Origin of the sequence: Hymenobacter nivis (genome assembly GCF_006439025.1) — a bacterium.
In the GTDB taxonomy this organism is placed as follows: Bacteria; Bacteroidota; Bacteroidia; order Cytophagales; family Hymenobacteraceae; genus Hymenobacter; species Hymenobacter nivis_A.
The window spans coordinates 355,335-379,018 of sequence record NZ_RCYZ01000004.1 but is presented as its reverse complement, the minus strand read 5'-3'; the positions used below and the strand labels follow the sequence as shown (position 1 = coordinate 379,018).

The following is a 23,684-nucleotide window of genomic DNA, read 5'->3' as shown; positions in this document are numbered from 1 at the left end:
GGCGACCGGGTGAGCGCTCCGCTTCTACCCCTACTCCGTCCCGATGGCTTACACCGATTCGCTCCCTTTTTGGCCCGTAAATCAGGCGCTGCCGCTCGACGGGGGCTTCTTCTTCTACGACCCCAACTCGGGCCTGGAGTACCGCGTGGCGCCGGAAATGCTGGCCGGCAGCGCCGCCACCCAGGGCGTGGCCGAACTCAAGCTGCCCCAGCCGGTAGTGCTCGACGCGCTCTACCTCACGCCCACCGGCGTGTGGGCCCCGCGCCGCAGCTTTAATGCCGCCGCGCCGCCCGTGGCCGGCGCCAACTGGCGCCTGGTGCTGGCCGCCGGCAACAACGCACCAGCCGGCTTGCTCGATGACCGCTACACAGCCACCGTCAGCGGCGCCCAGCCCGTGATTTCCGTCACCGGGGCCCTCAAGTTTTTCAACGTCGTCGTCTTCGATCCCGCCCAGCCCGAGGCCGGCGGCATTGAGCTCTACCGGGGTCTGCACTACACCGACGACGGCGCGGGCAACCTCACCCTGCTGGCCGCCGCCGGCATCCAGGCGGGCGAGATGGTACAGTACTGCTGGGTCACCGGGGCCCTGGCCGCCGGCAGCCCGCAGTTTAGTCCCATTGCGGCCAACCGCTACGGACGGCACCCGGCCTTCCAGGGCCAGTACGGCGACCAGGGCGTGAACGCCTTCCTGCTGGCGCAGGTGGTGCAGCTCCAGCAGGCCACCGTGGGGCAGCAGCCCGACGCGCCCACGGCCGGCCAGGTGGACGACACGGGCGACACGTTCAGCTTCCTGGCCAACCCGGCATTCCCCTCGCCCGGTCAGTACCAGGTGGCCGGCCTGCCGGGGGCCACCGGGCCGGTGTACCTCGACGGCACGAACAGCTACGTAACCGGCGGCCGCACCTACGTGAAGGTGGCGGGGCCCGTGGGCGCCGGCGGCTTGGCCGTGTACGTGGCCGGCGCCACCACCCGGCCCGACGGGCTACCGCTGACCAACAAGGAGCCTTTCACCGGCAGCACCGTGGTGGTGCCGCCCACCGATACCACGGCGCCCAACGTGGCCATCACCGTGCCCGCCGCGGGCGCCGTGCTGACGCCCGGCACGCAAATCACGCTTACGGCCACGGCCACCGACAACGTGGGCGTGCAGGTGCTCGTGTTCACCAACGGGGCCACCGGCGCATTCCTCGGCAACGGGGCCAAGAACGGCAACACCTACACCTGCGGCTACACCGTGCCCAGCACCGCGGGGGCCCTGACCCTGACGGCCACCGCCACCGATGCCGCCGCCAACAGCCAGCAGGCCACGGTGAACGTCACGGTGCAGGCCGCCGGGGCCACCCAGCTCGCGGCCCCCACGGGCCTGGCGGCCACCCCCACCAGCGCCACCACCATCGGCATCAGCTGGAACCCGGTCACGAACGCCACGGGCTACCGCCTGCGGCGCAAAACGGACGGGGCCACCGTCTACGCCAGCACCGGCACCAGCTACGTGGACACGGGCCGCACGGCCAGCACCACGTACAGCTACGACGTGCTGGCCGAGGGCAGCGGCGCCTACAGCAACTCCGATTACTCGGGCGCCGCGAGCGCCACCACGCCCGCGGGGGGCTCGGGTCCTACCGTGCTGAGTCCGGCCGAGGCCAACTGGTTTTACAGCCAGGGTACCTACCGCACCTACAACGGCGTGAACTACCCCGCCGGCCTGGCTGTGCTCAAGGTGCTCACCAACGCCGCGCAGCTCGTGCTCCGGGCGGCCAGCAACTACCCCGACAACAACGGCAGCATCAGCGTGCGCCAGGGCGCAACGCTGATCGGCACGTACCCCATCACCGCGCAGGCCGGGCAGGACTTCACGGTGGCCGTGCCCAACCCCGGCAGCGGCACGGCCGTGGAAATCGCCGTCAACAACAGCCAGCGGGGCAACGAGGCGGGCGACGTGTACTCGGCCACCGTGCTGAGCGTGACCGTCCCGGCCGGCGCCACGGGCAGCCTGCTGGCGCGCACGCAGGCGGGCGTCGTGGTGTTCGACGACGCCGACTCGCTCGGCGTGGGCTACGGGGCCTCGGCGCCGGCCTTCACGAGCACGGCCGGCCTGCTGCGCTCGGCCGGCCAAGACATCAACGAGGCCAACTACGGCAGCGCCCGGGGGGCGGTGCAGTACTCGCTGGGCAACTGGAACGCCAAAAAGGCGCAGCTGCACGCCGCCCTCGACGGGGCCAGCACGCCCAAGTACCTCATGCGGCTCATGGTCAACGACTATTTGAGCAATACCCTCAACCCCACCGATTTCAAGGCCCTGCTGCTGGCCCACATGGGGCGCGTGCACGCCGAGTTTCCAACCCTGCGCATGGGCCTGGAAACGGCCACCGCCATTCAGAACGAGGCGGCCAACGCGCTCGGCTTCACCCTACCCCAGTACCGGCAAGCCGCCATTGATGCCTGCACCACGTTCGGCATGGCCTACAAGGACGGCCTGGCCTACGGCGGCTACGACAGCGGCTTTTACTTCGACACGGTGCACCTCAACGACGCCGGCTACGCGCGCACCGTCAGCGGCCGGCAAACGTTCATCAACAACCTCACGGTACCAACCGGCACCACCGCGCTCCCGGACGGCGGCACCTATTCGGCCAGAACCAGCGCCGACAACAAGTACATCGAGATGGCCAACAGCGTGGGCCTGGTGAGCAGCGCCTTCTTTATGTCGGGCGTGTTCACCATTTCGAGCTACACCCAGTTGTCCATGGTGCTAGCGGGCATTTTGCGTGTACAGAACGGCGACGACTCCACGGCCGGCTTCTTTATCTACGAGCCGGTAAGTGGAAGTGCTGAGCGGGTGCTGCGCGCGTCGTATCGCACGAATCAGGGGCAACGGTTTGACGACAGTTTGGGCGTAACCCTGGCCCTGAACAAGCCCTACTGGTTGGCCATCAAGGCCGTGATCGGCCAGCCCATCAAGGCCTGGATTGGCGACGTGAACGCGGGCACGATCACCGCCTACACGCCCAACGGCACGGTGCTGGCCGGGGCCTTGCAGGCCAGTAGTGTGCCGCTCATGATTGGGGCGGCCTATTTTCAGGATGGCACGACGCGCATCGGCTTCGTGGACCAAGCTGTTCAAGACTTTGCGTTAAGCGGCAATGTCGATGTAACCGACGAGCAGGTCGCCTACGCCTTCTCCACCACCGGCGGCAAGCGCCGGGGCCAAATCAAAGCCGATGGCGGCGCCTTCAACCTGAGCACGCCCGGCCTGATTGCCGTTAGCTCCTTGCTCAGCACGTCGCCGAACGCCACGAGCTGGGGCAACCTGGTGGACAGCACGCGGAATTTTGTGCTCAAAACGGGCTAGTAAAAAGCCCTGGCCACCAGCAGGGCTTTTTCGTAAGCACCTAGCATAGACTGCGCCCGATTGCTTATGAAAGCTGTATTCCTCCTGTTGCTCTTGGCTAGTTGCACTACGCAGCAGCTAGCGCACTCCCCTAAGCACCACCAACGGGTCAACCAGCGCATTCGGGACCGCAATCACTTACACAACGGGAAAATTCATAAGCAGAATTTTTTCAATATGTAGAATAAGCTAGCCCCGCCCACCCGGCGGGGCTTTTGTTTTTGTAGGTTTGGCAGCTAACCTTCCTCTACTGGCCATGCCCCGCCGCCATCGGAAGCGCTGCCGCAAGTCGTTTATGACCCGCCTTAAAATTGCCCTATCTTCTGATGAGATATTTTATCGTTCTGCTTCTCGCCTGCCTTTCCCTGTCTGTTACTGCCCAAAAGAGCACCGGGCAACGTGCGGCGGATAGCTTGACCCTGTTAGGTTCTCTCAAACCGGTCAAGCCGCCGGGTCCCCCGGCTAGGATGGATGCACCGATGAGCGAGAAAGATTACTACAGAAAGATGTACGAACTGTCCCAAAAGGAAGTAGAGGCCCTGCGTTCGGACGTTCGATGGGCCGTCGATGTTGAAGTAGGCGTTGTGCTGGGCGTTGTAGCATTCCTTCTTGGAGCTCAGTATCTCAACAACGTCCGTATCAACACCCAGAAATTAGGCGCTGTTGAGACCAGGCTAACAAGTGCATTACAGAATCAAGCGGCAGAGACGCGAACCGTAGTAGCGGATACGCAACGAGCAGCTTTGGCACAATTAAGCACTGGTTTTGCCGAAAATCAGCAGGAACTGAGAGCCTTAGCAAATCAAATCGAGAGCAAGCTTCGGGAGACGTTTACGCGGGAAATAGCGGAGGCTGCCGCGTCAAGGCCAGCAACTACTTTTCCGCAAACTCCCAAACCGAATCAACCTGGAAAACCAATTGATGCAGCCTCACTTGAAAAACTTAACAAGACAGATGCCGAAATACAGCGCCTTCGCGGAATAGTGTTGAGTAAGATTGATGGGCCTAACTTTTTAGAAACGGATGTAAGGCCTCTCGCTGAAGCGATGGAAGTGGAAACGGAATTGTCATATGGCACCTATAATGGATTAAACGCACTGATTCCGCGGTTGGATAATTCGATTCTGCAAGGGAATCCAGTAATCACAGAGTTTAAAACTGCACTCCAAAAGCTGAAGCGTTACCGAATTTTTCAGGGTTTCTCTGATAATGCTCCTATAAAATACGATACGTAAATCATAACAACTCCATAAATCACCGCCTTATGCACGAAAGCGCCCCGCCCTATCCGGCGAGGCTTTTTCATGCCCAAAACATACAGCAAACAGCCTGCGTATTTTTTATTTGTGCTTATTTTACACCCTATTATCCGAGGCAGCTACGGGACGGCCCCTCGACCATTTACCCACCTGGTCGATCATCTACCCTGCTCGCCATGCGCTCCACCACAGCCGCCCGGATTATAAGAATCGAAGGCGTTACGGCCTCGGCCCTGCCCGCCCTGCCCACCGTTGACGAACGCTTTGCGCTCGTTATGGGCCAGTTTTACCCACTGCTGCCCCCCGGCGTCGCCCGCTGGCCGATGTCGAACCGGGCCCTCTACGAGGCCGTGCAGGAAATGCAGCGCGTGCAGGCCGGCGAGCAGCAGGCCCAGCAAGCCATGCGACTGGCCCTCGACACCGTGGACCAGCGCATCAGCAGCGCCGTGGGCGGCATCATGGGCGCCGTGGAAACGCTACTCAGCCACGTCACTGATCAGTATGCGCAGGCCCTGCGCGCCCAAGGCGACGCCTTTGCCCAGGCCCTGGCGCAGCAGCGCACGGACCTGCACCAGGAAATCCTGGGCTCGGCGGGGCCCCTGCTCGAAACGATTCGCCAGATCCAGGCGCTGGACTTGGCCGACGAGGCCGACGACGCGCAGGTGCACACCCAACTCTTCGGCCTGCTCGGGGCCCAGTCTACGCAGCTCACCCAGGCGCTGGCCGCCATCACCCAGCTCACCAGCGGCCTGGGCGCTACCGATGGGCGCGTCACGGGCCTGCAAACCACCGTGGGCACCCACACGGCCGACCTGGTGGCCCTGCACCAGGCCGACACAGCCCTGCGCACGGACCTGACCAGCACCGCCGCGCAACTGGGCACCACTACCGGCACTGCCAACAGCGCCCAGGCGGCGGCCGTGGGGCTGCGCACCGACGTGGGCGCGTTGCAAACCACCGTCAGCGGCCACACCCAGGAACTGGCCAAGCGCCTCCGGAGCGACCAGGCCGACACCACGGCCTTCAATCTGAGCGCCAAGGCGGCCACGGCAGCCGGCCAGTTGGTGGTGTTCGAGCAGCTGGGGGCCCGCCAGCGCAGCGTGCGCGTGGCGGTCGCGGGCCGCACAATCGCCGCCGGTACCAGCACCACGGTGAGCGTAACGTGGCCGACGCCGTTCCCGGACGCCAACTACACCGTGTCGGCCCCGCTGGCCAGCAACGTCACCCTGCTCGGCGGGCAGTGGGTGCTCACCTCCCAGTCTGCCACCGGCTGCGTGCTCACGCTGGCCAACAGCGCGCTCGTGGCGCTCAACCTAACCACCGGCACGCTGCACGTCACGGCTACCCACGATTAGGGACACGTGGACTTTCGGAGTTATTGTGCTTATTTTACACACTATACCAGGCCGCTACGGGACGGCAGCCAGGAGCACCGCTGGTTTTGCACCTCCTCACGCGCCCCCATGGCCTTCCTCGACACGCTCAAACGCTGGCCCCTCGACAAGCCCCTGCCGGCGGACGGGGGGTTTTTCTTCTTCGACAAGCAGAGCAACGACGAGTACAGCGTGCTACCCGAACAGGTGGCCGCGGGCCTGGGGGCCCAGCAGATCACGCCCACCACGGCCGAAGAAATCGCCCTGTTGGGTACCGAGTCGCTGACGATACCCGCAGCCATCGCGCGCCTGGTGCAGCTCGTGGCGGGCCTGGGGGGTACCGTCCCCCCAGCGCAGCCCACCGACCCCACCACGACCAGCAGCTACCCCTATGGCTACCCGCAAGCCTACTAAAGCACCGGCCGCGGCCGCCTTTCCCTGCGCCTACCCAGTGGCCTATTCAGCCGCCGCAATTCCCGTCGTCACGGCCCCCGTCATCCCCCCACGCCCGGCCCCGGCAAGCGGGGCTTATCCCTTCGCTTACCCTCAGCCCCTCTAACCATGACTGCTTTCGCAAACTTCTTCGGCGGCCAGATTCAGCTGCTACGGCCCGCTTTCCTCGCCAAGTCGCAAACCGCGGCTTATGACCCAACCAAGCACAACGCGCAGGACACGAACGACCTGCTGCAGGCCTCGCAGTCGCACGCCGACGCCCTGGCGGCGCTGGCCATGGGCACTACCTACGCGGCGCTGAGCGATTTCGGGTCCAAGCCCGCTGACGGCGACCACACGGCCAAGTTCAAGCAAGCGGTCACTTGGTGCATCGCCAACGGCAAAACCCTGGTCTGCCCGTTTCCCATCCGCCTGAGCAGCACGACGGACATGCTGCCGCCCTCCGGCAAAAGTGAGTTCACGCTCAACATCCTGGGCACCGGGGCCATCGGTGTGGCGCCCGTGACGTGGATCGGCCCCAGTGGCACGCCCGACAATTGCCAGCGCATTTTCAACGTGGCGGGCATGCGCAGCAGCACGGTTTCCAACATGGGTTTTGAGGTACCCAAGGGCACGCACGACGTGCTGGGCTGGGACCTGGACACGCTGGCGGGCAAGCCGGCCGCGGGCAGCACGCCCGCCGAGCCCAACATTTCGACCACGGGCACGAACACCTTCAATTTCTGTGGCTTCAACATCCACAACGGCGTCAACAACAAAGGTTTTCGGCTGGGCCACCTCTCCCAGGCCGGGGCCGATTTGTCCAACATCGGCTGGGAAAGCTGCTATTTCTACGGCAATGGCGAGTTTGCCGCTGACGGCAGCAGCCCCGCAGCGGCGGCGGCCATCGAGGGGCAGTTCGCGATTCAGATTGAGGGCCCCAACTGCCTGACTAACTACGCCAAAAACTGCACGTTCGGCTACCTGAAGAACGGCATTACCACCAAGCCCGGCAGCTTCAACAGCACCAGCGCCTACGCCCCATCCGTGCTGACGGGCAACGGCGACTTCACGTTGTACGGCGGCGTGTTCTCGCACTGCTACCGCGACGTGCACTACAACAACGGCCAACCGTTCCGCTTCCTCGGCACGCGTCACGAAAACGGCCGCCAGCTGCTGTGGATGCCCGACGGCGGCGACGCTCCGCTCATCACCTTCCGCGACTGCATGGTGGACGACTACACGGGCGAGACCAGCGGCCCGGAGCTGGGGGCCGTCATCCGCATCGGCCGCCCAGCCTCGCTCATGCTCGACCAGGTGCACATCGGCCCGGGCTCCGGAAAGCCGAGCAACCTGATCATGCTCAACAACTTCAACGGCCGCGCTAAAATGGGCAGCCTGACCGTGATCGGCGGGGGCTACCCGGCCGGCAACACCTTTTACACCGTGGAGGGCGACGCCGCCGGGGCCCCGCGCTTCGGCATTACGGTCATCAACGCGACGCAGCTCGACGGCAACAACGAGCCAACAACGCCCTTCGCTAACCGCATGACCCAATAAAATGGGCACCGACTACTCCGCCCCCGCCGCCCTGCTGCCCCCATCCGCCCCGCAAAAGGTGGACGCCCCCGCCGCCTGGCAACTGCCGCTGACGCCCCACCGCGAGCGCATCCTCGGCCGGGCCCTGGATCGCGTGCCAGGCGCGGCCACGCAAACCAAGCGCCTGGCCCAGCGCCGCGTGGCCGCCGTCAAGAACCTGGCCTACGCCCAGCGCGAGCTGGCCTGGATCGACGAGCGGCTGGCAGTACTGGCCGCCGCTGAAGCCGCCGGGGTAGCCCCGCCGCCAGCGCCGCCGGCCGACTTCAGCAAACCCACGCCGGCCTTTCCCTAGCCCCGCCCCCTCAAACCGCTGCTGCCATGCCTTATGGACTTCACTCACCTGCCCCACATCACGCCCCCGGAATGGATCGGGGGCGCGGTGCTGGTCGTTTGGGGCATCTACAAAAAAGAGATTCAGGAAAAGCTCAACGCCTGTGGCAAGTACTTGCTGGCACGCTTGCAGGGCTTTGGCACTTCCTTGGTGCGCCTGGTGACCCCACCGCCGGTGGAGCGCATTTCCGACAAAGAGTGGGACGAGCTGCTGGCCGCCGACTTGGAGGAATTGGAAACGTTGTTATCAGTACTGCTCGGCGAGTACAAGGCCGACCGGGTGACGGTGACCGAGTACAGCGAAAGCGCTGGTGGGCACTTGGCCACGTGCGCGGTGGAAGCACGCAACTCGGCCATGCCCTCGGTGCTCGGCATGCAGCTGATGCCGCTCACGCCGGAGGCCTGGGAAATGATCGAAGAGATTCACCGGCGGCCGGGGCGCTACCGCTATGTGCCGGATGTCCACACGTTGGAGCATGCTCCGCTGCGGGCTGTGCTGCTCAACTCCGGGGTTTGGAGCGCCTACTACCAGAGTCTTTCCAATGGCCGGGGGCCCCGGGCGATGCTCTCGCTCAGCTGGTATACGCTGCATCCACTGAGCGAGCTGCAGCTGACGGTGCTCCACATTTCTGGCATCGCCTGCGCCGCCATCTGGCGGAACAAAACCCGCTGGAAGGAGAAGTCCGCTGGAAAGACGCCTCCGAAGGGGGCTGGTGGGGCGGGCTCCTCGTGATCATCAATGTTTTACTGGCTTCCATTTTTTAATGCTTGTTCCCCATGATTGACTACAGCAAAGACCCCTCGGCTCCCCCTACCCCGCCCGACCTGAGCGGCCTCGGCCGGCTCTGGCGCAAGTCCTGGCGCTGGCTCATGCTGGCGGCCTCGCTCGTGGCCCTGTTCTTCGGCCAGGCTGCTTTGCAGAAAACGGCCGACGTGGCCAAGGGCGTCACGCCCGAGCGCATCCAGTCGGTGGCGCTGCTCGACTCGCTGCACGCCATCGGCGACACCACCGGCGTGAAGCTGCTGCTGCGCGCCGACCCGACGCTGGGCAACGCGCCCATCGAGATGGTGGAAGCCGACCACGCCGCCGGCGGCTACCTGCAGGTGGGGGCCGTGCTGAGCCGCATCCTTGCCTTCGTTTTCTACTTCGTCTCCTTCACCATCGTGCTGTTCGCGGCCCAGAAGCGGACCCACCCGGGGCCCACGCTTTGGGCCGAGACCGACTACCGGGCGGAGTTCCTGGCCCTGCCACCGCGCGAGAAGTTTGAGGTCTACCAGAACATCCGCCTGCACTACACCATCCTGGGCGCCGCGGCCCTGCTGGCCGCCGTCCTCACCCAATGATCAGTCGGCAGGTGTTCACGCGCTTGGGCTGGCTGCTGTTCGTGGTCTTGCTGCTGCTGGGCCTGCGCCAGTACACCCACGCCCAGCCGGTGCCCAGCCGCGCCATACAGGCCCGCTACGGGGCTCAGTTGGTGGCCTGGACCCGCACCCAACTCTACCTGCGTGAGTTAACGGGCAACAACGACGCCCCTGAAATAGACGCCTGGGCCCGGGCCAACGGCGTGGCCCTGCGTTCCTCGTGGTGCGGCCTCTACCAGTGGAAAGCCAATAAGGTGCTGGGCTTGCCCACCCCACGCGGGGCGGCCGGCTCCTACAACTGGGCGCTGGACCCCGTGCGCACCTACTACCTCCGGAACCGGCGTGGCACGCTCGACAGCCTGAAGGTTGGGCACCGCGTCATGTTCTACTATTCCAACCTGGGCCGCATCGGCCACATCGGCCTGGCCGTGGCCGCCTCGCGCAAGGTGCGGGCGGGCCGGCCGGCGCGGGGCTTCATCATCAACGCGGGCAACACCGGCCGCGGCGGCGGGCGCAACGGCGCGGGGGTGTACGACCTGTTTTACGCTTCCTCCGACATCTATGCTGCTGCTAACTGGAATTACTAGACTGCTGCGCTGGGGCTGGTATGCCCACCCGCGCTTGCTGCTGGCCGTGGGCCTGGTGCTGGCGCTCAGCATCGGCCTGACCGTGGGCCGGCTCACGCGCCCGGGCCCCACGGCCGACTCCCTCACCCGCGCCCAGCAGCGGACGGCCCGCGCGGCCGTCACCGCCCACCTGGCCCAGCTGCGGCGCGACACCGTGGCCGCCGCCCGCTTCGACACGCTGGCCGCCCAGCACCACCGCGCCGCCGTGCACCACGAGCGGGCCGCCGACAGCCTTCACGCCCTCACCCACCCTGCCCATGTACCGCCCCCTGGTGTTATTCCTGTTACTCTCCAGCGCGAGACTGACAGCCTTCTCGCAATCTACGAGCGGGTATTCGACTACCACCCTCGACCGCACGCGCCTCGCTGATTCGCTGCGCATGCTGCCTCAGGTGCGCCGCGAGGCCGCCGCCTGGCGCTCGACAGCCTACGCCTACAAGGCCGAGGCCCGGGCGCTGGCGCAGGCCGACAGCTTGCACCTGGCCGCCGTGCGCAGCGGCGTGGCGGCTAACACCCACCTCGGGGCCCTGCTGGCCAGCCAGGCGGCGGAAACAGCCACGTGGCGCCACCGGGCCCGCACCCGGGGCTTCCTGAACTACGTCCTGGCCGCCGCGCTGGGGGCCCTCACCTACCTCTCGATTACCAAGTAACTCCCATGGCTGGCACCCCCATCTCTCTCTCAGATTTCTTCGACCCGCTGGGCCCCGGCGCGCAGGAGGTCAAGGATTTCACCACCGCCATTCAGGGCCTGGGCCGCAACTACAGGGCCTTTGCCAAGAACCTGGAGGGCGACGCCCAGCGGGTGAACGCCGGCCTGGCCACCCTCAAGGACCTGGCGGGGCCCCTGCGCCAGCAGGTGGCCGGGCTGGCGATGGCCACCGACCAGGAGCGCACGAGTTTTGCCGCGCTGAGCGCCGAGATCAGCCGCCTGGCCATCGAGCAGAAGCGCCTGCAGGACGTGCAGGCCAGCCAGGCGCGGGGCCAGGCCGCGGTGAAGGACGCCACCCAGCAGGCGGCGGCCACGCTGCGGGCCATGCGCAACGAGCTGCGCGAGGCCTACGCGGCCCAGGACACGGCCCGGATTGAAAAGGCAGCGGGTGCCATCCTGCAGTACAAGAACGAAACCCAGGCCCTGAGCCTGGCCGTGCGCGGGGCCAACAGCGAGCTGACAGCCGCGCGGGGCAGCTACGACGCGCTCGATGCCAAGAACAAGCAGCTGATTGTCTCGCTGCGGGCCCTGGGCAACGGCATCGAGGGCGGCGGTGAGCAGGCCGCGCAGCTGCGCAAGCAGATTGCCGACAACACCCAGACGCTGAAAAGTTTCGACGAGAGCATCCTGATTTTCGGCCGTAACGTCGGCAACTACAAGGACGGCTTCGCGCCCCTGGTGCAGGAGCTGGCCAAAATCCGGGCCCAGCAGAGCGGCCTGGCCCAGGACTCGCAGCTCTACCAGAACCTGGAGCAGAAGCGCATCGGCTTCCTCACCGCCGCCCAGAAGGCAGCCGCCCAGGCTGGGCTGAGCTACGAGCAGGCAGGCATCAAGATCGAGCAGTACACGGCCGCCATCCAGCCCACGGTGAACAACCTGGTGCGGCTGGAGAAGGCGCAGCAGGACGTGGCCAAGAGCGCGGGGGCCGACTCAGAGGAGTACCGCAAGCTGGGCTTCCAGATTCAGTCGACGAAGCGCGAGCTGGAGAGCATCCCGGCCGCCACCGAAAAAGCGGGCAGCGGTTTCAAAGCGGTGGGCGAACAACTGGGCTTTACCCGCGACGGACTCGTGGGCCAGCTGACTCAGCTCGGCGTAGGGCTCATCGGCGTGCAGGCCATCTTCAGCGGCGTGGGCGCCGCCTTTGCCACCGATAAGGCCTTCGAGTCGGCCCTGAGCAGCGTTTCGGCGCTGACGGGGGCCACCGGGGAGGATTTACAATTCATGGCCGACAAAGCCAAGGAATTGGGCCCCGCGGTGGGCAAGTCTGCCGACGAAGTACTCAAGGCCTTCGAGCTGGTGGGCTCGGCCCAGCCGGCGCTGCTCGACAGCAAAGAGAACCTGGCCGGCGTCACCGAGCAGGCCCTGCTGCTGGCGGCGGCCGCAAAGGAAGAGCTGCCCGCCGCGGCCGAGGCCTTAACGGGCGTGATGAACCAGTTTTCCGCGTCGGCCGGCGAAGCGGGCCGCTACGTGAACGCGCTGGCCGCCGGCGCTAAGGAGGGCGCGGCCACCATCCCCCAGACGGCCGAATCGCTCAAGTATTTCGGCGTGAACGCGGCCACGGCTAACATCTCGGTCGAGAAGTCGGTGGCCCTGATCCAACTACTGGCCGAGCGCAGCATCAAGGGCGAGCAGGCGGGCACGCAGCTGCGCGCGGTGCTGGCCAAGCTGGCCAGCGGGGCCCGGGAAACAAACCCCGAGGTAGTGGGCCTGAGCACGGCCCTCGACAACCTGGGCAAAAAGAACCTGAGCACGGCCCAGTACACCAAGCTATTTGGCCTGGAAAATGCCAACACGGCCCGGGTGCTAACGGAAGGCCGCGAGAAAGTGGAAGCCCTGACGCTGGCCGTGACGGGTACGGGGGCCGCCAACGAGCAGGCCGCCAAGCAGCTCGACAACATCGCCACCGCCGGCGGCCGCTTCACGTCGGTGCTCAAGAACCTGGTGGTGGGGGCCCTCGACCCGTTCACGCGCGGGGCAACCCGGTTCCTCAATGAGATTTCAGGCATCGGCCAAAAGCTGCTGGGCCTCACCAAATCCAACCAGGAAAATACCGCCGCCACCCTGGCCGGGGCCCAGGCCAACGAGGCCACAGCCGCCTCGGCCCAGAAGCTGCTGGGCCGCTACCAGGACCTCACGGCGCGGGGCCTGAAGCCCACCAAGGACGGCAAGGGGGAGCTGAACGCTATCACCTTGCAGTTGCGAGACAGCCTGGGCGAGAGTGTGGCCAGCCTCGATAAGGAAACCGGGGCCCTAGTCCTCAACGAGGAGGCCACCAAGAAACTCATCAAGCAGAAGCTGCTGCTCAGCAACCAGGCCGTCTCCACCCTCATCCTCGAAGCCGACGCGCTGAAGGACCGGCAGAAGCAGGAGCAGCTAGACATAAAATCCGGGGAGCTGCAAATCACCACCCGCGAGCGGCTGCTGGGCCTCACCCGCGCGCAGGCCCAGGCGCAGGTGGACGATTTTGTCAACAACCAGGGCTACGGTGAGCTGAACAAGGATGTGGAAAGGCTCAGCGTAGCTACCTACAACCTGTCCGGAGCCCGGCAGAAGCTGGCCCAGACCACGGCCGATTACAACGCCAAGCTGGCCGCCCTCGACAAGCTCGGGGCCAAGCAGGACTACCTCGACGGCGTGTTTGGCGGGGCCACCAAGGCCGCCGACGCCCTGGACAAGGTGCCCGCGGCGCTGGGCGCGGTGGACGTCATCCTCGACCGCAACGCCAAAGCCGAGGCCGAGCGCCGGCGGGCTGCCCTGCAGGGCCAGCTGGCCGACACCCAGAAGCGCATCGACGACCTGAAGAAACTCCAGGCCGAGCAGGGCAAGCTCTTCGACGACAAGCAGCTCAGTCCCGAGGTTTTCAAGGCATCGGTGGCCACCACCCAGGACCAGATCACGGCCCTGGAGCGCACGGCCAGCGCCACGCGCATCGCCGTGCTGCGGGCCGAGCGCGACGAAAAGCTCATTACCATCAATGACGAGGCCATCAAAGCCAAGAAGGCCAAGGGCGTGAGCGCGGCTGAGCTCACGGACATTGAGCAGGCGGCGGCCACCAAGCGGCTCGCCGTGGTGCAGCAGTTCGGGCGCGACGTGGCCAAGGAAGCCACGGCCCTGGGCGAGAAGCTGGAGGTGAAGCCCATCGAGTTTAAGGTGGCCATCCTCAGCGACATCACGCTCGCCCCAGTGGAGAAGGCCCTCAACGACCAGCTGCGCGTCAACAAAAAGACCTACGAGGAAACCGTCGAGCTGGCCCGCAACTCGGAAACGGCCAAGGACAACGTGCTGCTCGGGGCCCTGGCCCGGCGCGAGATTACCCAGGGCCAGTACGAGGCCCAGGCCCGCAAGAACCGCCGCACGGCCAACGAGGAAATCCTGGCCGCCGACAAAGCTTTTCATAAAGCCAACCTTGACGACCAGCAGAAAGCCAACCGCGACATCCTCGACGACGTGCAGGCCACCGTGGCCAAGCGCGTGGCCCTGATCGAGAAGGTGGGCGGTTACGTCCAGGAGGCCGAGGGCGCCTACAGCCAAATCCGCGGCAACCTGATTGATGGGCAGATTCAGCGCGAAAACGACGCCTACGCCCAGCAAATCAAGGTGGCCGGCGACAACGCCGAGCTCAAAACCAAGATTGAGGAGGACCACCAGAAGCGACTGGCGAAACTCAACTACGACAAAGCCAAGGCCGAGCGCGACGCGGCCGTGATCAGCATTGCCATCAACACCGCCGTGGCCGTGGCCAAGGCCTTCGCCGAGTACGTGTTCCCCTTCGCGCTGATTCCCGCCGGCATTGCCCTGGCCGAGGGCGCCCTATTGGAAGCGGCGGTGCTGAGTAGGCCCCTGCCCAGCTACTTCGTCGGCCGGGAAGACGGCCCGGCCGAGTACGCCCACCTGGCCGAGCGGGGCCCCGAGCTCGTGGGCCAGCCCGGCTCCTTCCGGGTGGTGGCTAAGCAAGCTGTGGGCTACCTCGAAGCCGGCGACCGGGTGTTCACCGCGCCCGAGACGCGCCAGATTCTCCAGCAGAACGAAGTGGTGGAGGGCCGCATCGTGCAGCGCCAGCAGGGCCAGGACCAGGAGCGCCAGACCCAGCAGCTGCGCACCGGGGCCCAGGCCCGGCAGGCGGCCGAGCGGGCTGCGGCCCAGCAGTCCAATCAGGAAGTGGTGAAAGAGCTGCGCGCGGTGCGCCGGGCCATCCACGAGCAGGAATACCAGCGGCTCAACGAGCAGGACGACCTGGTGCGGCGCCGGCACCGGGAGCAGGGCTGGCAGGATATGGTGAACCGCCGCTACAAGGGCGGGAAGTCGTAATTATCTTTGGCCATGGTCAAGATTTACGACGACGGCAAGGGCAAAGCGCAATCGGTCGAGGCGTCCATGACGGACGTGGACTTGCCCGCCAGCGTGAACTACGGTTACGGGGTCACCGAGCCCGAAGCGGTGGCCGACCTGCGCCAGCGCGTACTGGCCTACATCGCCAGTCTGCACGACCTGGATTTTACGGTCATCATCCGCTAACGCGGCTACCCGGTTGCCCCGCCCCCCTGGCGCCGCGCGGGCCGCGGCCTCGACGCGGCGGTCGCGGCGCGCTTGCGCTCGTTTCGCGCCAACTGGGCGCGCCGGTTGGTGATCCGTCGCTTTTCTTCCGAGGTCAGGGGCACCACGCCCCGCGCCACCGCCGCCGCTGCGGCCTTTTTTTTGGCTTTGCGGACCGCCACTGCTTGGGGTGTCCAATAGCCCCGCCCCGCGGCCTTAGCTCTGGCCGCAGCGGCGCGGTTTCGGGCGTTGATTGCGTCCACTTGGGCCTGCGCCACGGGGTCACCCGCCTGGGCCTGCTGGCGCAGGGCATGGAAACGTTCGGATTGGGTCGGTTTGCGGGCGGGCGGCTCTTCCATGCGCCCAAAATAAAGCGTGGGCGCCCTACTTTGTGCCCCATGACGCTGTACGATTTCAACCTCTTGCCCTACGAGCAACAACTGGCGGCCGTCTTCGACGCCGGCACCTACCTGGCCCGGCGTTGGGAAGAAGAGGACAGCGTGAATCTCTACCACTTGCCCGGGGGCTTCTTCGTCGAGCTCTACTACGACACGCACGCCAACGAGCTGGTGCGGCTGCGCAGCTTCAGCAGTTCTGAGCCGCTGGAGGACTACGCCGTGGGGATTCGGCTGCCAGACGATTGGGCATGAAAAAGCCCCGGCCGGTTGGTCGGGGCTTTTTGCATATTGCTACCGTACTTTGTGCGCCGAGACGCTTTCTTATGCTTCAGATCGCCGCCATTCTTTGGAAGCACTTAGCTGTTATTATTGTAACAGTGCTGTTAAATATTGCCTATTGGGTAGGCTTGCTAACCCTGCAAGAATTTAGGATAAGTGCTGGCCTTGTTGTAATCTGGACCCTTGCTCGCTACGCCAGCTTATTTGCGCCGCTTCTTCGCACGCTGTTTCTTGGTAAGCGGAGGCGTTAGGTTGTTGCCTCGCTTCTGCTCTCTACTAATTTCGGTTTGTGGTTTTAATGACACCGCCGGAAACACGTTGTAGGTGTTGTTGATAACAGTTGGCTGCGAGTTTCCCAACACCGTATATAAGTAGGTAAGTACCGCTATTAATATACTAAGGGCGGCCATGCTGTACTGATTTTCCTGAAAGAAGGTGTTGATGGTTCTGCCCAATTCAGGACTAATTGCAGTCGTTTTTTCTGTGAATTCTGCCAGAGATGCATTGCCCGTCTTGGCCTCTTCGACAACAACCCTGAATTGCCTTGCTATTTCGGGTGTTAGGTCTACTTGCTTAAACATACTGATAAAGCCAGCGCGCGAAGGCACCCCGTTTTCATCAAAATTGTAAGTCCCTGCGCGTCCACCAGGGTCAGCAGACGTCATCTTACCGCAATTTGGGCATTGAGCCGAGTTGTTGCTGAAAGAAACATTGGTGGCATTAACAATATGAAACGGGCTGGGGAATTCAAACCAACAATGGGAGCACTTAATATTCATTAGGCAGAATTATTTAGAACCAAACTATTGCTAGAGGCTGCGGAAAGTGAGGGTTTGGGTTTTGCTTTTCATCGAGTAGTTAAGCTGCTGGTGTCACCTTGGGCCGGGGCCCCCGGGCGCGGTGAGGTAACTCGGTGGGCTCGGGGCGGGCATACACCGCAGAGCCAAACACCACGTAATTGAAGTCGCAGGCGGGGAAATGGCGCACCGTGTTATAGAGCATGGCCAGGTTGCAGTGGTAGGTACCGCGGGCGATGGCACTTGCATAGTTCTTATTCACGCCCACGGTCGTCGCCCATTCGGCATAGGTGGGGAAGGCCCCGGCGTGGAGCAAGCGGTCGAGTTCGGCTAAAAATCGCTTATCGACCTGGGCTTGGTCGTAGGCGGGCAGCGGGGTAGCGTCGGAAAGCATGGGCTGAGGAAAGGGGGTAAAAGCGATTCAAAGCCAGCAAAAGGTCACACTCAGGGTCACACTACGAAAGAAGCCCACCGTAAACACTTGATTTACAGTGGGCTTCCTAAATAATGAGCCTCCTGTCGGACTCGAACCAACGACCCTCTGATTACAAGTCAGAAGCTCTACCAACTGAGCTAAGGAGGCTAGTGGTGGGGCAAAAGTACGGTTTCTTCGCCATTGCGCCAAATATGACGGTTGGCAAAAAGGGCTACCCAGACAGGCCGGCCGGCTCGCAGAACACGATGCGGTTGCCAAACGGGTCGATGACCGTCATTTCCAGCACCCGCGGGTTCCACTCGGCGCGGGCCAGCACGGGCGGGGCAAACGGGTGGGGCTGGCGCAGCAGCTGGTGGTGGTAGGTTGCCAGGCTCTGCACCTCCGCCCGGGCCAGGCTGCCCGGGGCCCCGTCGGTGGGGTGGCCGCTGAGGTGCAGCACCACGTCGGCCCGCGCAACTTGCAGGTACGCGGGGGCCCCGGCCGGCCGGTCGGCCCAGTCGATGCGGAAGCCCAGCCACTCGATGTAAAAAGCCAGGGCCTCAGCGTAGTCAAGGATGCGGAAAACAGGCGTTACCATGCAGAGAACGAAGGCGAAGGATGCAACCGCGCAGACGGCCGGGGCCCTAAAGTACAGCCGGCCCGCCAAGCAGGGCCCCTACCAAAAAAAAACGCCGCCGGCGGGCCGCACCGCAGTGCGCCCGCCGGCGGCGTGGCCGGCTGGGGGCGGGCGCTTAGGCGCGCACCGTTTTCAGCTGTTTCTTGAGCACGTCGATGCGCTTTTGGCCTTCGGCCATCCGGCCCTCGTACTCCTCGCGCAGCTGGGCCGCGTTCTTGGAGCGGGCAAAGAACGCCAGGTTGGTTTGCAGCGTGGCGTGGTCGTTTTCCAGCTCGTTAATTTCCTTGCGCAGCGCCATTTCCTTGCGTGTGAGTTGCTGCTGGGCCTGGGGCCGCGCCTTAAGGCGAGCCACTTCGGCCTGGAACAACAGCTCGGCGCGCTCGGCGTAGCTCAGGCCGGGCACGGCGGCCAGGTACTGGCCCAGCAACCCAAGCAACTGCTCTTCGCTGCGGTCGCCGGTGCCGGTGGCGTCGAACGCCGCCGACCAGTCGGCCAGCACAGCGCGGAAGCCTTCCAGGGAAGCCGGGTTCTCGTCGCTGAGGGCACCCACTTGCGTTCCCACCTGCTCAAGGTAGGCCAGCTGCTCGCCCGAGGAGGCCGTAGCCTTCTCTTCGCGCTGGCGGGCCTCGTGCTTGGGCCGGTCAAATACGGCGTCGCAGGCGTTGCGGAAGCGGTGCCAGAGCTTGTCGGCCAGTTTGTCGGGCACGCGGCCCACGTCCTTCCACTCCTTCTGGATGCGCATCACCACGGCGCGGGCGGCCTCGGCGTCGGGGTTTTGCTGGGCTTCCTCGGCCTGGTCGATGAGGGCCTGCTTGGCCTTCACGTTGGCCGATTTCTCGTTGTCGAGCGACTTAAAGAAATCGTTTTTGCGGTTGAAGAACGCCTTGTAGGCGGCCCAGTACTGCTTGTTGAGGGCGTCGGCCTGGGCGCGGGGCACGAGGCCGGCGGCTTCCCACTCGGCCTTGATTTCCTGGAGCTCGTCGGTTTTCGAGCGCCACAGGTTCACGCGGTCGGTGTCGAACTCAGCAAACGGCTGGATGCGCTCGAGCAAAGCCTTTTTCACCACCAAATTGGCTTTCTCCTGGGTCGAGCGGCCGTCGGAAAACTCCTTGCGGCGCTGGTGCAGGGCGTCGGAGGCGGCAATGAAGCGCTGCCACAGCGGCTCGCGCTGGTCGTTGGGCACGGGCCCGATGTTCTTCCAGTCCTCGTGCAGCTTGGTGAGCTCGTCGAGGGCCTTGTTGATGCCGGTGAGGGCCATCAGGCCCTCGGCGCGCTTGATGAGGTTTTCCTTGGCCTCCTGGTTGCGGCGGCGGTCTAGGTCCTTCATCTCCAGGAAGCGGCCCTGCTTGCTGTAGTAAATGTCGAGCAGGCCGTGGTAGGTGTCCCAGATGGGCTGGCTGTCGGTCTGGGGCACCGGGCCGGTGGATTTCCACTCGCCTTGCAGCGCCTTTAGCTTGGCCGAGCTGTCCTTGGTTTCGGCGGCTTCCACCAGCTGGCGGAGCTGGTCGAGGAGCTGCTGCTTCTTGGCCAGGTTGTCGCCGCGGCTGGCGTCTTCGGCTTTGGCGTTCTTGGCACGGCCCTCGCGGAACTCTTGCAGGGCTTTATTCAACTCCAGCTGGCCCTCGGGCTGCTGGAAGGCGAAGGCTTCGGCCTCAGCCCCGCCTTCGGCAAACTTCTGGCGGGCGGCCGAGCGGGCCTGGCCCACGTTGGCCTCGTACTGGCGCACGAGGTCGAGCACGGTTTTGCGGTTGCGCTGGGCGTTGGGGCCCCGCAGCTCCTGCACCAGGTACTGGGCCTGGGCGGGCAAGTCGAGGGCCGTAAAATCGGGGGCTTCCAGGGCCACCGGCGCGGCGGGGGCCCCTTCAGCGGCCGACAGCGCGTGGGCTTCTTCGGCCTCGGCGGCGTTGGCTTCGGGCTGCGCGCCTACTTCGGGCACTTCGGGCAGCGCCAACGCGGCGGTGTCGGCGGGGGCATCGTCCAGCGGGGTTTCCGACGAAGCCGGCAGCGTGGCCACACCCTCGGGGGCGTCGAGCAGCTCCGCGGCATTGTGCAGGTCCACGGTGGGCAGCGGCGCGGTTTCCTCCACGGTGTGGCCGTGGGGGGCATCGGCCGCGGCCTCAGCCGTGGCGGGCAGGGCCGAGGGGTCGGCCGCGGGGGCAGCCTCACCGTAGTGGGCCGCGGCGCGGGCCTGCGGCGCCGACACGTCGGCGCCGTCCACCGTCACGGCTTCGGGCACGTGGTGGGCGGTTTCGGCGGCGGCGGCGGCTTCGGGCGTACCCGGGTCCGGGGCCGTGCCGGGGGCCGGCTCGGCGGCACTTTTGGCCTGAATTTCGGCCAGGCGGCGCTCGAGAATGTTCATGCGGTCCTCGCCCCCGGGCTGGGGGCCGCCCGACTGCGGGGCCTGGGGGGTTTGTTCGGTTGACATACGCAACGGCGGAAAGACCGGTCCACAACGCGGGGCCGGGTGGGGGGAGCTAATGGGAGCGGGTGAAAGCGGGGTACGGGGCGCGAAAGTACGGCGGCTCAGTTTAAACGCGGGTCAACGGGGTAATTGGCCCAGGCTTGGAAGCGTCCGCCCTTCTCCCGCAAAATCGCCCGCCAGAACGCATCCGTTGCCAAAGTAAACACTTTCCCGGCGCTTGCCGGGTGCGTGGCCCAGCGGCGGTCCTGCCGCTCGGCGGCCAGCTGCCCGGGGCCCCAGCCCGCGTAGCCCACAAACAAGCGCACGTCGGCCGCCGCCAGGGCCCCGCTGCCGAGCTGCGCCAGCAGCGCCGCAAACTCGCCGCCCCAGTACACGCCCTGGCCCAGGGCAGCGGCCCCGGGCACGCCGGCGCTGCGGTGCAGGTAGTGCAGCGTATCGGGCCCGACGGGGCCCCCAGCCAGGAGCGGCAGGGCGGCGGCAGACGAAGCCGAGCCCAACGGCAGTGTCATCACGTCGCTGAGCATCAGCTCGGTGGGGCGGTTCAGCACGAGCCCGAAGGTACCGCTGGCGGGCGCGTCGCGGCACACCAGCACCACGCTGCGCTCAAAGTTGGGGTCGCCCAAAAAGGGCTGCGAGATGAGGAGCGTACCGGGCGTCATGGGCAGGGGGCAGTTAAGTGCTGGGCTAATAGCCGATGGCTTTTGTTTTCAAAGGCAAGCAGTTGGGCCAAAAGTGTCGGCTGTTTACTTGTGCACGGGTGTTTAATAAGTATCCGTTGGCAGTTGCCAGGGCGCTGCTTTGGGTGAACAGGGCCCCGGGGCGGCCGTAGTACCTTGCGGCCGCATTTGCGCCACGGCCGGGCCGCGGGGCTACCCGGCAACCGCTGCCGGCGCGGACGGGTTCCGCCGCGGACGCAGCCGGTGCCCCAGCGGCCCGGGCCTTTATTGACTGAAAACTGTTAACTGCTCCCCGCCCACCGTTAACTAAAAATTGCCATGACCGACCAAGAGCTTGCCGACCTGCGCCAATCGTACACCCAGCGCACCCTGGCCGAAGCCGAGGCCCAGCCCGATGCCGTGCGCCAGTTCCGCGCCTGGCTCGACGAGGCCGTGGCCGCCCGGCTCGACGAGCCCACCGCCCTCACCCTGAGCACCGTAGACGCAGCCACCGGCCAGCCCAGCGCCCGCGTGGTGCTGCTCAAGGGCCTGCCCGACGACGCCGGCTTTTTGTTTTACACCAACTACGACTCGCGCAAGGGCCGCGAGCTGGCCGGCCAGCCGCTGGCCGCGGCTACTTTTTTCTGGCCCGGCCTCGAGCGCCAGGTGCGCGTGGAGGGACGGGTGGAAAAAGCACCGGAAAAAATGTCGACCGACTACTTCCGCAGCCGCCCGCGGGGCAGCCAGCTCGGGGCCTGGGCCTCGCCCCAGAGCCAGGTCATCGGCAGCCGCGAAGAGCTTGAAGCCCGCGAACAGGCCGTGGAGACCGAATTTGCCGGCCAGGACCCGCTGCCGCGCCCGCCGCACTGGGGCGGCTACATTTTGCGGCCGCACCGGCTCGAGTTCTGGCAGGGCCGCCCCAGCCGCCTGCACGACCGCCTGGTGTACGAGCTGGTGGACGGGGCCTGGCACATCACGCGCCTGGCCCCCTAGGCAATGGGCCGTTATCAGTTAACAGTGAGCAGTTAACCGATAAACAGGCCACGGGTCATTCGAGCCAACCGCTCACTGGTAATTGCTAACTGATAACTGAAATAAGTGGCTGAAATTCAACCCTTGCGCGGCTGGCGCTACGCCCCGGCGTTGGGCGCCGACATCGACGCCTACGTGTCGCCGCTGTTCGACGTGGTGTCGGCCCGGCAGCGGGCGGCGCTCTACCGCAATCCGCTCAACTCCATTCATTTGGCCGTGCCGCAGGGCGACGATCCGGCCGGTGCGGCCCTGGCCACGCTGCGGCGCTGGGAGGCCGAGGGCGTGCTCCGGCAAGACGCGCTGCCCGGCATTTACGCCTATTACCAGTACTTCCGGCTGCCGGGCAGCCCCCGCGAGTACTGCCGCAAGGGCTTCATGTGCCACATCCGGGCCTACGACTGGGCCGAGGGCGTGGTGCTGCGCCACGAAAACACGCTGCCGGCCAGCGTGAGCGAGCGCGCCGCCCTGCTGGCCCGCACCGAGTTTCAGACCAGCGCCACCCACGGGCTCTACCGCGACGATGCCTTTGAGCTGGAAGCCTACCTCGACGAGGCCATGCGCGCGCCCCTCTACCAAACCGAGGACGACTACCAGGGGGCCCGCGACGTGCTGGCCGTGGTGCAGGACGCGGCCGTGATTCGGCGGTTTCAGGAAGTGCTGGCCGGGCGCACGGTGATTCTGGCCGACGGCCACCACCGCTACGAGGGCTCGCTGGCGCACCGCCGCGCCCGCCAGGCGCAAGCCGGGGCCGCCGCCACCGGCCGCGAGCCCTGGAACTACCACCTCATGTACCTCACCAACGCGGCCAGCGACGACTTGCGCATCCTGCCCACCCACCGCCTGCTGCTGGCGCTGCCCGACGGCCCCGGCGGCCCCGCGCTGACCGACGCCGAGTTTCTGGACCGCCTGGGGCCCTACTTCACGGTGCTGCCGCTGGAGGAAGCCGCCGACTTGCCCGAACGCATTGCCGGCAAGCGCTGGGCCTTCGGGCTGTACCTGGGCGGGCAGGCCTATAAAATCCGGCTCCGGCCGGAGGCCCACGCCCTGCTCGACTGGGACACGGCCGCCGAAGTGAAGGACCTGGACCTGACGGTGCTGCACTATTTTGTGCTGGAAAAAGCCCTGGGCCTGGGGGGCCCCGCCGCGCAGCGCGCCTGGCCGGGCGTGGCCTACGTGCGCAGCTTCGCCGAATGCCTCCAGCGGGTGGACCGCGGCGAGGCCCGCGCCGCGCTCATCGTGAACGAGGTGAGCATGGCCGAGGTGGAGGCCGTGTGCCACGCCGGGGCCGTGATGCCGGCCAAGTCCACCTTCTTCTACCCCAAAACCCTGGGCGGCTTCCTCTTCAGCAGCATCGCCGACGAGGAGGCCGGCAACGGGTTTGACCAGTACTTCCAGGGCCCCGCGGCGGGCGCGGGGCCCGCGTAGGCCCGGCCG

The 23,684-nt window shown here is 65.6% G+C and carries 22 protein-coding genes and 1 tRNA gene; 16 read left to right on the top strand and 7 right to left on the bottom strand.

What is annotated here, in order from left to right:
* Positions 1-43: 43 nt before the first annotated feature.
* The 13 genes from EAH73_RS23885 to EAH73_RS11850 all read left to right on the top strand — a co-directional run bounded on the left by EAH73_RS23885 (position 44) and on the right by EAH73_RS11850 (position 15,596).
* Positions 44-3,352 (top strand): Ig-like domain-containing protein, encoded by a 3,309-nt coding sequence (locus EAH73_RS23885; protein WP_140466769.1) that lies wholly within the window; start codon positions 44-46, stop codon positions 3,350-3,352.
* A 365-nt stretch (positions 3,353-3,717) separates the two neighbouring features.
* Positions 3,718-4,626 (top strand): hypothetical protein, encoded by a 909-nt coding sequence (locus EAH73_RS11905; protein ID WP_140466767.1) that lies wholly within the window; start codon positions 3,718-3,720, stop codon positions 4,624-4,626.
* Positions 4,627-4,826: 200 nt separating this feature from the next.
* Positions 4,827-6,005, top strand: a complete 1,179-nt coding sequence (locus EAH73_RS11900) for a hypothetical protein (protein ID WP_140466765.1) — start codon at positions 4,827-4,829, stop codon at positions 6,003-6,005.
* A gap of 108 nt (positions 6,006-6,113) precedes the next feature.
* Positions 6,114-6,437, top strand: a complete 324-nt coding sequence (locus tag EAH73_RS11895) for a hypothetical protein (protein ID WP_140466763.1) — start codon at positions 6,114-6,116, stop codon at positions 6,435-6,437.
* Between the two features lie 147 nt (positions 6,438-6,584).
* Entirely contained in the window at positions 6,585-8,015 is a 1,431-nt protein-coding gene (locus tag EAH73_RS11890) for a hypothetical protein (RefSeq protein ID WP_140466761.1), read from the top strand.
* Between the two features lies 1 nt (position 8,016).
* On the top strand, positions 8,017-8,346 hold the full coding sequence (locus EAH73_RS11885) for a hypothetical protein (protein ID WP_140466759.1): 330 nt from the start codon (positions 8,017-8,019) through the stop codon (positions 8,344-8,346).
* 33 nt (positions 8,347-8,379) lie between these two features.
* Positions 8,380-9,117 (top strand): hypothetical protein, encoded by a 738-nt coding sequence (locus EAH73_RS11880; RefSeq protein ID WP_140466757.1) that lies wholly within the window; start codon positions 8,380-8,382, stop codon positions 9,115-9,117.
* Between the two features lie 44 nt (positions 9,118-9,161).
* Positions 9,162-9,728, top strand: a complete 567-nt coding sequence (locus EAH73_RS11875; RefSeq protein WP_140466755.1) for a hypothetical protein — start codon at positions 9,162-9,164, stop codon at positions 9,726-9,728.
* Positions 9,725-10,333, top strand: a complete 609-nt coding sequence (locus EAH73_RS11870; RefSeq protein ID WP_140466753.1) for a hypothetical protein — start codon at positions 9,725-9,727, stop codon at positions 10,331-10,333. Before EAH73_RS11875 ends, EAH73_RS11870 begins: the two co-directional genes overlap by 4 nt.
* Positions 10,308-10,742, top strand: a complete 435-nt coding sequence (locus tag EAH73_RS11865; protein ID WP_140466751.1) for a hypothetical protein — start codon at positions 10,308-10,310, stop codon at positions 10,740-10,742. Before EAH73_RS11870 ends, EAH73_RS11865 begins: the two co-directional genes overlap by 26 nt.
* Before the next feature lie 10 nt (positions 10,743-10,752).
* Positions 10,753-11,022, top strand: coding sequence for a hypothetical protein (locus EAH73_RS11860; RefSeq protein ID WP_140466749.1), 270 nt, complete (start codon positions 10,753-10,755; stop codon positions 11,020-11,022).
* A gap of 5 nt (positions 11,023-11,027) precedes the next feature.
* Positions 11,028-15,389 carry a phage tail tape measure protein gene (locus EAH73_RS11855; RefSeq protein WP_140466747.1) on the top strand — a complete coding sequence of 1,454 codons (4,362 nt, stop codon included), beginning with the start codon at positions 11,028-11,030 and terminating at the stop codon, positions 15,387-15,389.
* Between the two features lie 12 nt (positions 15,390-15,401).
* Positions 15,402-15,596 carry a hypothetical protein gene (locus EAH73_RS11850; protein ID WP_140466745.1) on the top strand — a complete coding sequence of 65 codons (195 nt, stop codon included), beginning with the start codon at positions 15,402-15,404 and terminating at the stop codon, positions 15,594-15,596.
* 5 nt (positions 15,597-15,601) lie between these two features.
* On the opposite strand, the gene EAH73_RS11845 is transcribed toward EAH73_RS11850, so the two are convergent.
* Positions 15,602-15,973 carry a hypothetical protein gene (locus tag EAH73_RS11845; protein WP_140466743.1) on the bottom strand — a complete coding sequence of 124 codons (372 nt, stop codon included), beginning with the start codon at positions 15,971-15,973 and terminating at the stop codon, positions 15,602-15,604.
* Positions 15,974-16,012: 39 nt separating this feature from the next.
* On the opposite strand from EAH73_RS11845, the gene EAH73_RS11840 reads away from it, so the two are divergent.
* The gene (locus tag EAH73_RS11840; RefSeq protein ID WP_140466741.1) at positions 16,013-16,264 is read left to right on the top strand and encodes a hypothetical protein; all 252 of its coding nucleotides are present in this window, start codon (positions 16,013-16,015) and stop codon (positions 16,262-16,264) included.
* Positions 16,265-16,491: 227 nt separating this feature from the next.
* On the opposite strand, the gene EAH73_RS11835 is transcribed toward EAH73_RS11840, so the two are convergent.
* The 6 genes from EAH73_RS11835 to EAH73_RS11810 form a co-directional block, all read right to left on the bottom strand.
* On the bottom strand, positions 16,492-16,956 hold the full coding sequence (locus EAH73_RS11835) for a hypothetical protein (protein ID WP_161599521.1): 465 nt from the start codon (positions 16,954-16,956) through the stop codon (positions 16,492-16,494).
* Positions 16,957-17,149: 193 nt separating this feature from the next.
* Positions 17,150-17,482, bottom strand: a complete 333-nt coding sequence (locus EAH73_RS11830) for a hypothetical protein (RefSeq protein ID WP_140466737.1) — start codon at positions 17,480-17,482, stop codon at positions 17,150-17,152.
* Positions 17,483-17,598: 116 nt separating this feature from the next.
* A tRNA-Thr gene (locus EAH73_RS11825) sits at positions 17,599-17,671 on the bottom strand.
* Positions 17,672-17,735: 64 nt separating this feature from the next.
* Positions 17,736-18,101, bottom strand: coding sequence for a glyoxalase superfamily protein (locus EAH73_RS11820; protein WP_140466735.1), 366 nt, complete (start codon positions 18,099-18,101; stop codon positions 17,736-17,738).
* A 154-nt stretch (positions 18,102-18,255) separates the two neighbouring features.
* On the bottom strand, positions 18,256-20,565 hold the full coding sequence (locus tag EAH73_RS11815; RefSeq protein WP_140466733.1) for a DUF349 domain-containing protein: 2,310 nt from the start codon (positions 20,563-20,565) through the stop codon (positions 18,256-18,258).
* A 98-nt stretch (positions 20,566-20,663) separates the two neighbouring features.
* Positions 20,664-21,221 carry a YqgE/AlgH family protein gene (locus EAH73_RS11810; RefSeq protein ID WP_140466731.1) on the bottom strand — a complete coding sequence of 186 codons (558 nt, stop codon included), beginning with the start codon at positions 21,219-21,221 and terminating at the stop codon, positions 20,664-20,666.
* Between the two features lie 336 nt (positions 21,222-21,557).
* Between EAH73_RS11810 and pdxH the strand changes: the two genes are divergently transcribed.
* Together pdxH and EAH73_RS11800 are read left to right on the top strand one after the other, a co-directional pair.
* Positions 21,558-22,211 (top strand): pyridoxamine 5'-phosphate oxidase, encoded by a 654-nt coding sequence (gene pdxH / locus EAH73_RS11805; protein WP_140466729.1) that lies wholly within the window; start codon positions 21,558-21,560, stop codon positions 22,209-22,211.
* A gap of 105 nt (positions 22,212-22,316) precedes the next feature.
* On the top strand, positions 22,317-23,675 hold the full coding sequence (locus EAH73_RS11800) for a DUF1015 domain-containing protein (RefSeq protein WP_140466727.1): 1,359 nt from the start codon (positions 22,317-22,319) through the stop codon (positions 23,673-23,675).
* The last annotated feature ends 9 nt before the right edge of the window (positions 23,676-23,684 follow it).

Bases quoted from the DNA above. Each gene is read 5' to 3' on its own strand.
- EAH73_RS11820 (WP_140466735.1), bottom strand. From the start codon at position 18,101: ATGGTAACGCCTGTTTTCCGCATCCTTGACTACGCTGAGGCCCTGGCT.
- pdxH (WP_140466729.1), top strand. From the start codon at position 21,558: ATGACCGACCAAGAGCTTGCCGACCTGCGCCAATCGTACACCCAGCGC.
- EAH73_RS11835 (WP_161599521.1), bottom strand. From the start codon at position 16,956: ATGACGTCTGCTGACCCTGGTGGACGCGCAGGGACTTACAATTTTGAT.
- EAH73_RS11840 (WP_140466741.1), top strand. From the start codon at position 16,013: ATGACGCTGTACGATTTCAACCTCTTGCCCTACGAGCAACAACTGGCG.
- EAH73_RS23885 (WP_140466769.1), top strand. From the start codon at position 44: ATGGCTTACACCGATTCGCTCCCTTTTTGGCCCGTAAATCAGGCGCTG.
- EAH73_RS11905 (WP_140466767.1), top strand. From the start codon at position 3,718: ATGAGATATTTTATCGTTCTGCTTCTCGCCTGCCTTTCCCTGTCTGTT.
- EAH73_RS11810 (WP_140466731.1), bottom strand. From the start codon at position 21,221: ATGACGCCCGGTACGCTCCTCATCTCGCAGCCCTTTTTGGGCGACCCC.
- EAH73_RS11875 (WP_140466755.1), top strand. From the start codon at position 9,162: ATGATTGACTACAGCAAAGACCCCTCGGCTCCCCCTACCCCGCCCGAC.
- EAH73_RS11870 (WP_140466753.1), top strand. From the start codon at position 9,725: ATGATCAGTCGGCAGGTGTTCACGCGCTTGGGCTGGCTGCTGTTCGTG.
- EAH73_RS11885 (WP_140466759.1), top strand. From the start codon at position 8,017: ATGGGCACCGACTACTCCGCCCCCGCCGCCCTGCTGCCCCCATCCGCC.
- EAH73_RS11830 (WP_140466737.1), bottom strand. From the start codon at position 17,482: ATGCTTTCCGACGCTACCCCGCTGCCCGCCTACGACCAAGCCCAGGTC.
- EAH73_RS11845 (WP_140466743.1), bottom strand. From the start codon at position 15,973: ATGGAAGAGCCGCCCGCCCGCAAACCGACCCAATCCGAACGTTTCCAT.
- EAH73_RS11895 (WP_140466763.1), top strand. From the start codon at position 6,114: ATGGCCTTCCTCGACACGCTCAAACGCTGGCCCCTCGACAAGCCCCTG.
- EAH73_RS11880 (WP_140466757.1), top strand. From the start codon at position 8,380: ATGGACTTCACTCACCTGCCCCACATCACGCCCCCGGAATGGATCGGG.
- EAH73_RS11815 (WP_140466733.1), bottom strand. From the start codon at position 20,565: ATGTCAACCGAACAAACCCCCCAGGCCCCGCAGTCGGGCGGCCCCCAG.
- EAH73_RS11865 (WP_140466751.1), top strand. From the start codon at position 10,308: ATGCTGCTGCTAACTGGAATTACTAGACTGCTGCGCTGGGGCTGGTAT.
- EAH73_RS11850 (WP_140466745.1), top strand. From the start codon at position 15,402: ATGGTCAAGATTTACGACGACGGCAAGGGCAAAGCGCAATCGGTCGAG.
- EAH73_RS11900 (WP_140466765.1), top strand. From the start codon at position 4,827: ATGCGCTCCACCACAGCCGCCCGGATTATAAGAATCGAAGGCGTTACG.
- EAH73_RS11860 (WP_140466749.1), top strand. From the start codon at position 10,753: ATGCTGCCTCAGGTGCGCCGCGAGGCCGCCGCCTGGCGCTCGACAGCC.
- EAH73_RS11890 (WP_140466761.1), top strand. From the start codon at position 6,585: ATGACTGCTTTCGCAAACTTCTTCGGCGGCCAGATTCAGCTGCTACGG.
- EAH73_RS11855 (WP_140466747.1), top strand. From the start codon at position 11,028: ATGGCTGGCACCCCCATCTCTCTCTCAGATTTCTTCGACCCGCTGGGC.